The sequence below is a fragment of the Aestuariispira insulae genome, assembly GCF_003385955.1.
GTDB lineage: Bacteria > Pseudomonadota > Alphaproteobacteria > UBA8366 > Aestuariispiraceae > Aestuariispira > Aestuariispira insulae.
The window spans coordinates 32541-39941 of sequence record NZ_QRDW01000017.1 but is presented as its reverse complement, the minus strand read 5'-3'; the positions used below and the strand labels follow the sequence as shown (position 1 = coordinate 39941).

Annotated in this window: 12 protein-coding genes; all 12 read left to right on the top strand. The window is 46.5% G+C overall.

Going from position 1 to position 7401, the window contains the following annotated elements; translation table 11 throughout:
- Positions 1 to 357 precede the first annotated feature (357 nt).
- The 12 genes from DFP90_RS21510 (at position 358) to DFP90_RS21450 (ending at position 7265) form a co-directional block, all read left to right on the top strand.
- Positions 358 to 600 (top strand): hypothetical protein, encoded by a 243-nt coding sequence (locus DFP90_RS21510; protein ID WP_115939399.1) that lies wholly within the window; start codon positions 358 to 360, stop codon positions 598 to 600.
- Positions 601 to 625: 25 nt separating this feature from the next.
- On the top strand, positions 626 to 949 hold the full coding sequence (locus DFP90_RS21505; RefSeq protein WP_147301097.1) for a hypothetical protein: 324 nt from the start codon (positions 626 to 628) through the stop codon (positions 947 to 949).
- 40 nt (positions 950 to 989) lie between these two features.
- The gene (locus DFP90_RS21500) at positions 990 to 1265 is read left to right on the top strand and encodes a hypothetical protein (RefSeq protein WP_115939395.1); all 276 of its coding nucleotides are present in this window, start codon (positions 990 to 992) and stop codon (positions 1263 to 1265) included.
- A gap of 587 nt (positions 1266 to 1852) precedes the next feature.
- Positions 1853 to 2230, top strand: a complete 378-nt coding sequence (locus DFP90_RS21490) for a hypothetical protein (RefSeq protein WP_115939391.1) — start codon at positions 1853 to 1855, stop codon at positions 2228 to 2230.
- Between the two features lie 43 nt (positions 2231 to 2273).
- Positions 2274 to 2708, top strand: coding sequence for a hypothetical protein (locus DFP90_RS21485; protein WP_115939389.1), 435 nt, complete (start codon positions 2274 to 2276; stop codon positions 2706 to 2708).
- A 148-nt stretch (positions 2709 to 2856) separates the two neighbouring features.
- A complete protein-coding gene (locus tag DFP90_RS21480; RefSeq protein ID WP_115939387.1) occupies positions 2857 to 3426 on the top strand; it encodes a TraB/TrbI/VirB10 family type IV secretion system protein in 570 nt (189 codons plus the stop codon).
- Positions 3427 to 3435: 9 nt separating this feature from the next.
- Positions 3436 to 3780 carry a hypothetical protein gene (locus tag DFP90_RS21475; protein WP_147301096.1) on the top strand — a complete coding sequence of 115 codons (345 nt, stop codon included), beginning with the start codon at positions 3436 to 3438 and terminating at the stop codon, positions 3778 to 3780.
- Positions 3781 to 4089: 309 nt separating this feature from the next.
- Positions 4090 to 4680 (top strand): recombinase family protein, encoded by a 591-nt coding sequence (locus DFP90_RS21470; protein WP_115939383.1) that lies wholly within the window; start codon positions 4090 to 4092, stop codon positions 4678 to 4680.
- The gene (locus DFP90_RS21465; protein WP_115939381.1) at positions 4655 to 5134 is read left to right on the top strand and encodes a hypothetical protein; all 480 of its coding nucleotides are present in this window, start codon (positions 4655 to 4657) and stop codon (positions 5132 to 5134) included. Before DFP90_RS21470 ends, DFP90_RS21465 begins: the two co-directional genes overlap by 26 nt.
- Positions 5135 to 5366: 232 nt before the next feature.
- Positions 5367 to 5801 carry a hypothetical protein gene (locus DFP90_RS21460; RefSeq protein WP_115939379.1) on the top strand — a complete coding sequence of 145 codons (435 nt, stop codon included), beginning with the start codon at positions 5367 to 5369 and terminating at the stop codon, positions 5799 to 5801.
- Positions 5802 to 6171: 370 nt separating this feature from the next.
- Positions 6172 to 6684: a J domain-containing protein gene (locus tag DFP90_RS21455; RefSeq protein ID WP_115939377.1), complete on the top strand. Its 513-nt coding sequence runs from the start codon at positions 6172 to 6174 to the stop codon at positions 6682 to 6684.
- Complete coding sequence (locus tag DFP90_RS21450) at positions 6684 to 7265, top strand: hypothetical protein (protein ID WP_115939375.1); 582 nt, start codon at positions 6684 to 6686, stop codon at positions 7263 to 7265. The genes DFP90_RS21455 and DFP90_RS21450 overlap by 1 nt, the downstream gene beginning before the upstream one ends.
- Positions 7266 to 7401: the final 136 nt, after the last annotated feature.

Genomic DNA, 7401 nt, shown 5'->3' with positions numbered 1-7401 from the left:
CCTGAAACGAACCGTGTGACCCGCATCGGACTGGAGTCCAGGCGGGATGATGTCATCGCTGAAATCGAAGCATTAGAAACATCCAAATAAGGGCCAGACGATGCAGGAACTAGTCAGAGTAAAGTTGCCAGATGGAGAGTGTCTCAATCATGTGGAATCGCCACTTGTTGGTGATTACACACTCTGTGGGCTTTCTCTTGACGGAGATGATGGCTCCGGCGGAGGTGCAGAAATTTCGCACCCAACCAGAGGTAAAATAAATTGTCCGGATTGTGTGAAGTTCATCAGATTTTGCAAAACCGTACCAGCCAAAAAGCTGGCAGCAGATCAGTAGGAATTCCAAGAAAGGGCCATACCATGAGAAACCAGACACACATTGATGCGTGGTGCGCAAATCTGAAGGCCTGCCTACAGCAGATGCCGTCGAATGTTGAACTCTTGGTGCGCGAGGGAGGCGGATTTGACGTTTTCCGGCTGGGCGACATGAAAAAGGCGTCGGAGAACGACGACCCGGAGTTCAGCAGCATAGAAGCAGTAGGGTCAGCTTACCCCGGGGCAAAAGTCGGCAATCGGATTAGCGGTCGCGACAACCATTTTTGATTCATCCAGTAAAGGGCCTAAGAATATGACTATTTCACATGACGCAGTTTGGGACCGGATCACTTCCGAAGGAAGAAGAAAAGCCAATAGTATGATCGTGACAAGCAGGGTGTTGGGCCGTGAAGAGTTAATGGGACTTCTTTCTGTCTCGGATACTGAAGAATTGTCAGAGGCGCTTGCTGATCTGAAATCAGGGGCCGGTTTATTGTCAATCGCTGAAATCTATAAAGTCTGGGACCATCTGTCTAAGTGGCTTGATCACAACGGGACGCCGCCGCACCTTGAAGGCCTGGAGGGGCGCTTAAAAGAGATCGTTGTGTCCGCTTGGGAAGATGCTTCCAAAGTGTAATTGAACCAGCAAGAGATTTTTCCAAGTAAAGGCCGAGGCAATGAATAACTACGGCAGAGTGCGAAAACTCGGTGATGATATTGGCGTCACACTTGGAGGCGTCGAGCATTGCAATAGCGTCGAATGGTGGACTGATATCGCCCAAAAGATCCTGGCGGCGGCTTATTGTCCTCAGGCCTTCCTGAAAGCCGATCTGGCTCACCTTGACGAACTGCTTGCCAAAATTCCTGAAACGAACCGTGTGACCCGCATCGGACTGGAGTCCAGGCGGGATGATGTCATCGCTGAAATCGAAGCATTAGAAACATCCAAATAAGGGCCGGTTTGGCCAAAGACATATAAGGGATACAAATGAAGTCACTGAAATTTCTTCCGGCGTCATTTGCTGCTCTCCTGGCAACCGGAGTTAGCGCGCATGCTGAGAAAGGTTACATCCCCACGCTCTATCAAATCGTTGAAAAGCCGATCGCAGAGCTTTTGGAGACTGGGTGGTCAATCCAACATACTCTAGGTGACGATAAACTGATCCTTTCAAATGGGTCAGGCGGGCAAACTATTCTGTGCACTGTAAAGCATCCGAAGTGGGGGAAACATCCAGCAGAGAATCTTGAATCACGCTGTGCATTGATAGATTCCAAGTAGAGGCCGAGAGATGGCAAGGCAAATTACCATATTCCAGGTGACGGCAGAGGAAGACAGGGTAGAGCTTGATAGGTGTTTTCCGTCGCGAAAGATAGCAGAGGCATATGTCCGAGAATTACAGGAACAGAATCTGACCCCTTCAGAAGTGCGGTCCAATAAGGTTGAGCTGAACGCAGCAGGGATCTGCTTGGCTCTCCGTTACATTCCGTATCGTTGAATCATCCAGCAAAGGGCCACAGACCGAACAATAGGAGATAAACAGTGGGTTTAATCAGCAAAATCGTAGTGGGTATTACCACTCCAGTTATAGTTTTGGGTGGACTGTCTATGTTCCAGTTTATTCAAGTATTTGGAGACATAGATTCCCAGCGGGAAGAAGTACTGTCGGACTGGGCCTCTTCAAACACTTACGAAAAACCTGTCTACGACGCCATCATTAAAAACTGCTTTGACTCTGAAAAGAGTTCTCAGATCACTCCGTCTCCATTCATTACGGTTCTCGATTGTGTGCAATCTACGGGACGCGAACATGGCGTTATTCAATCGGATTTGGATCAATTGATTACGAATCTGGATGGTGTCGTTAAAAATACTGAAATTCCGGCACCGTTAGTATGGATAACCGGAACACCTGTTTAAAAAGCTCCAATTGATTGAACGTATCAAGTGAAAGGCAATTGAAATGTTATTTAAGGAAATAGTAAACGCTATCCATGTATTTCTAGCGATCACTGTTCCTTTTGCCATTCCCTTTCTTATGGTTCGATTAATTTTCTTTACCGGGCCGAAAGATCCCGAGCTTGGGCCTTGGGGTACTCTTATTGTGCCTGAGGTTGGATTGCTGGAAACTAGGTGGTTCATTATCACGTGTTTGGTAATCTATCTTGTCCTTTCCCTCTATTATCTGTTGAAGCTTTGTTTTGGAGCATGGAAAGAAGCAGGGGCCGCGATATTCATGGCGCTTTTTGTACTCTTCGATACGTTTTCACGTGACCGGGATACATACCGGAAAGATGTGTATTTGGAAGTCCATGTAAGAGAAGACAATTCCAGCCAGATTATTCTGGCAATCATGTTTTTGGCCTTCGTTCTGGGGTCCGGGTCAGGCTTTTTATAATCCGGTAACAACTTTACTTAATACCTTTGATTTTTTCAGGCGTTAGCTATCTTTTTGTCTCGATATTGATGTTGCGCAATAGGAAATAAATATCCTATTATTTCCTGTATCGCACCATTAGGTGATAGCAGGATAGGAACTTTCAGCCATGTTTTCGCGTTTTTTAGTAACCACTGCGTTTGTTTTGTCTATGACAAGCGCCGGTGTTCATGCAGACCAACCCGCTTTTACCGTTGGGGATAGAGTTTCTGTGGCTCTGGATCAGGCTATCAATACCGAAATTCCGGGCTTGGTTGTTGCTGTTGTTACACAATCTCATTTCAACCCTGATCGCGACAATCCGGCCATTTCACCCGGTACTGCATTCATTGGGCATTATGAGTCTGTAACCAGCGCTGATCAGTCAAGGTTACCAATTTGCTTTTTCCGAGTAATTTCTTCCGATAGCAGCTTGTCAGCGAATACAAAGAACGGCATTGGGGATTGTCTCGCTTATGCGACTGACAAGGATGGCGCGGCGGGTCTACCTGCATTAGAGGTGAATAGGAGGGCGGCAGTCCCAATTTTCAGTTTCAAAGAGGGGCATCAATTCCAAATCCAGTTCATCAAAGATCTACCGGTGAATGATCTGTGTATCAATGAACCGAAGATGGATAATGCCGTTGAAAAAATGTTGAATGCACCGGTGAATCTGACCCCGCTCAAAAACGTAGAGTAGGGCGCAACGGTGAAATACAGCAAAGATTACAGTCTAACTGTCTCAGAAAGGCAGCGCATTTGTTCCGAAGTGGCGACAGATATTGCCATCTATCTGCGATACGCTTCAGGTCAATACCCTAATCTAAATCGTATTAAAGCAACCATCTATCATTTGAATGACCTCTTGCATAACATCCCGCTTTTTTTGGTGGATGAAAGCCAAGAGTGGGTTGAAGGATGCTTTAGCGCGTTTTACCAGCGTTTAAGCGAGCGCGAGATTGAGTTCGTTGAATGCAGCGACCTGTGGGAAAACATCTGCACTGGTGTAGCCAGATATTTAGGTGAACCCGCTCAATTAGGTAAGCGAATTTAACCGTGTCTGAAATAGGTGGGAAGAGAAGCAATGAATCTGAACAAGATATCACCGTTCGCCGATCATGATTTTAAGCTGATGAAAACCCGGCCTTCTAATCCTTTTGGTTTCATCACTGGCGATGGAGCGCAGGCACAATGTCTGGTCTGGCTACCGGCTCATACCGGAATGTGTTGCAATAACGTACGTTTTTGCAACATATCAAGACCCCTCCCGTAACCCGCAGAAATCCGTTTGCAAAATCCTGTTGCATAATTAACTTGTTGCAATATGATTTTTTTCTCACTTAATTTTGCAACTGAGGCTCTTATGTTAATTGGATATGCGAGAGTATCTACCGAGGAACAAAATCTTGATATGCAAATACGAGATTTGCAAAAAGCCGGTTGTGAACGGATTTTTTCTGAAACGATATCTGGCGGCTATGCTTACAAGCCCGAATTTGAAAAGGCTTTGAATATTGCAAGAGAAGGGGATGTTCTTGTTGTATGGAAACAGGATCGGTTAGGAAGACGCACGAGAGATCTCATAGAGATATCAGAGAGATTAAGTAAGTTAGGCGTCAATCTCCGTTCCCTGAATGATGATATTGATACAACCACCCCAATTGGCCGCTTCTATTTCCATGTGATGGCGAGCCTAGCTCAATTTGAGTTGGATAACCTTAGGCATAGAACCAACAAGGGATTGGAAGCGGCGAAAGCTCGCGGCGTTTCCTTGGGACGCCCTAAATCAATTACTGATCAACAATGGGAAATGGCTAAAATTCTTCTCTTAAAAGAGGAAAAGCCAGTTCCCGTCGTAGCGGAAACCTTTGATGTATCCCGCGATACAATCTATCGCCGGATCAGGAAGGCAAAAGCGGAGGGAGCCTATGCTTTACAAACTGATAACGGATAATATTAGGCTTTTTAAATCCACCTGTGCAGGCGTTGGGGCTGCTATTTTGGTTGGTGGCTCGTTCTTCCTGATAGCTTACCTTATGAGTTTGATCCAAGGGTTATCATTCTTGAAATCCATTGGATTGGTTTTCGGCGTTGCCTTTGGTTTCATAGCTTTTGTTTTTGTGTTTCGGGCATTCTTCAGCGGATTTGAAAAGACTGACTTAGCCTATGATTCCATCACTTCGACAGGACCAAAGTTCAGTCTAGGGGAGGGGGGCAAAATCAAAATCAATCGAAAGCGTTTTCGTTGGACCGGTTCCTTTATCATCTTTGGAAACTTATTAGCCCAATCAGCGGTTTTGCATTTCCAGACTTTTTCTATCGGCATTTTTGCAATTTCCGTGTTCCTGATCACGGCAGGCCTTGCCATGGTCCTTTTGTCATTCTGGAAGTCAAAATACGTCGAGTAAAATTCCTTCAATTTGATACATTTATTGTTGCGTAGGGAAAGCTATATGCTAAATTGAATTTGTGGGCCGTATAGGTGGTGGTTCTCCTATGCGGTTTTCTAACAATACATCTAAAGCCCCGGCTTCCTCTCGGATGCCGGGGCTTTATTTTTTTGTTGACACTATAGCCGAGTGGCGCGATATATGAAATATCAACATTAAATATTTCAAATAATGCAACTTGGTTAGCGGCATGATCATTGATTATCACGAGCATAAAAAACTGAAGTCTGCGATTTTTGAAGCGCTTGTTGATACCTCCAAAACTGCTTGGTTTAAAAAGACCCTCGTCGCAGGAGTAAAAATTGAACCAGCGATCATTCATTCCTTTTGCACAAAACTGAATATTTCAGTTCGTGCGTTGAAAAGAAGCCCGGAATCTACCTTTTCTGAGTTTCTTGTTTGCCCGGACAGTGACAGCGTGGTTTTCAAATCGCTGGTTGATCTGCAAACCGCCATAGAGCGGGGTGAAACAACTGCTGACCGGGCCGTATCAGAAATGGAAGAGTTAACCCGTCTGCTTACCGCAACCTCTCCTAAGGGTTCTGTTTCAATTCCCGGTGGCGGGAACAACTCGGCTGACGATCAAAAAGTTGTTGGCCACTCTTTTTCTGACCCTCCGCTTTAAGGGATGCCCCTTCCCCCTAGTCCCTTTCGGCGGAAAAAATGGCCTCACCAGAATATTACTGGTGAGGCCTTTTATTATTGTGTCGAAGTCAGCGCCGCGCTGTGCGCGCCCCTGAAGGTTCGTATGGTCCCGCGCCTTAAAGACACGGGGCTTTTTCTATTTGTCAGATCAGGGGGAAACGCGACACGTTTCCCCCTATTGCAATCACTGGACGCAAGCGCTCACATAAAACTTTTTTCATTCTCCGCGCTGGCGCTTGTGCGAATAAAAAAACTTTTCTGTTCGGTGATTGCTATCCCCCTTCCGTTCATCGCCACAGGGCTAGTCAGGGTTGCATGTGCAACCCTGATTAATAACGGAAAGACTGGTCATGAACATTTACGATGCTGCTAGAATTCTTGGTTTGTCCGGTGAACTTGATGCAGAGACTATCAAATCTGCTTACCGCGAAGCCGCCCGGAAATATCATCCAGACACGAATCCGGCAGGCGCGGACATGATGAAGATGGTAAACGCGGCATATGATGTATTGAAAGATTTTTCCGGTAAGCTTGACTTCTCCAATAGCAAACAAGCGCCCGGTGATTATCCTGAACAACTCAATGAAGCCTTGAATTCAATTATAGATTTGCCCGGCCTGTCCATTGAGGTTTGCGGCGCTTGGGCATGGGTTACCGGTGACACCAAAACCCACAAGGATGCCTTGAAGTCGGCAAAGTTTAAGTATGCGTCCAAAAAGAAAAGTTGGTACTTCAGACCGGAGGATTACCGCAGCCGTGGCGGGAATAAGTCCATGGATGAAATCCGGGCTAAGTATGGATCACAGGCACCACGCCCGCGCCGCCGTCAGGCTTTATCGGCCACATGCGGGGAGGCGGCATAATGGCAGAGCTTCAGGAATTGGGGCGTGCTATCGCGCCCCTTTTACCGGGTGCGTGGCGATACAATGCGATCAAGAGCAAAGACGGTAATTTCAATGAATGGGGTTCCCGGGCCATCCTAACCAACGATTCCATTCGAGGGCAGGGGATTGGAATTGGTCCTTATTGGAATAAGCATCGTTTTTTAAAAATCGGCGGCTTGCTGCCCGGCGATGATTGGGGGCGGTCACAGTTCACTATTGGCGTTTCTGCCAATAGGACGCCGGAGGCTATCACGGGAGATATAAAGCGCCGATTATTAAACGAATACGCCGCCGAATGGATGAAAACCCAAGAGGAATATTTCAAACAGCAAAAAGAAGCAGATGCATGGCGGGAGAAAGTCGAACTCTTGGATAACATCATACCAATCTATGACGGCTACAGTTATCACCATGAAAAACTGAAACGGCGCGGGCGCTTCCGGTTCAAATATGGTTTTGGGAATGTGTATTCAGAAGATTTCACCAAATTGGAATTGGACCTGAGTTTTAACCAGTTGGTGCGCGTCATGGTGCTCTTGGCAAAAATGGAGCCAGATTAAGATTAACAGTCTTTGTTATCAGTCGGGGAGGGGGCCGGGATTCCTTAGTAAATCAATGGAAGTCAGGCCCACCCGTTGGGCGGCCCTGAAGATCCAGCCGGACCCGCGCTTTAAAGCGCGGGGAAATCCTTTGTTT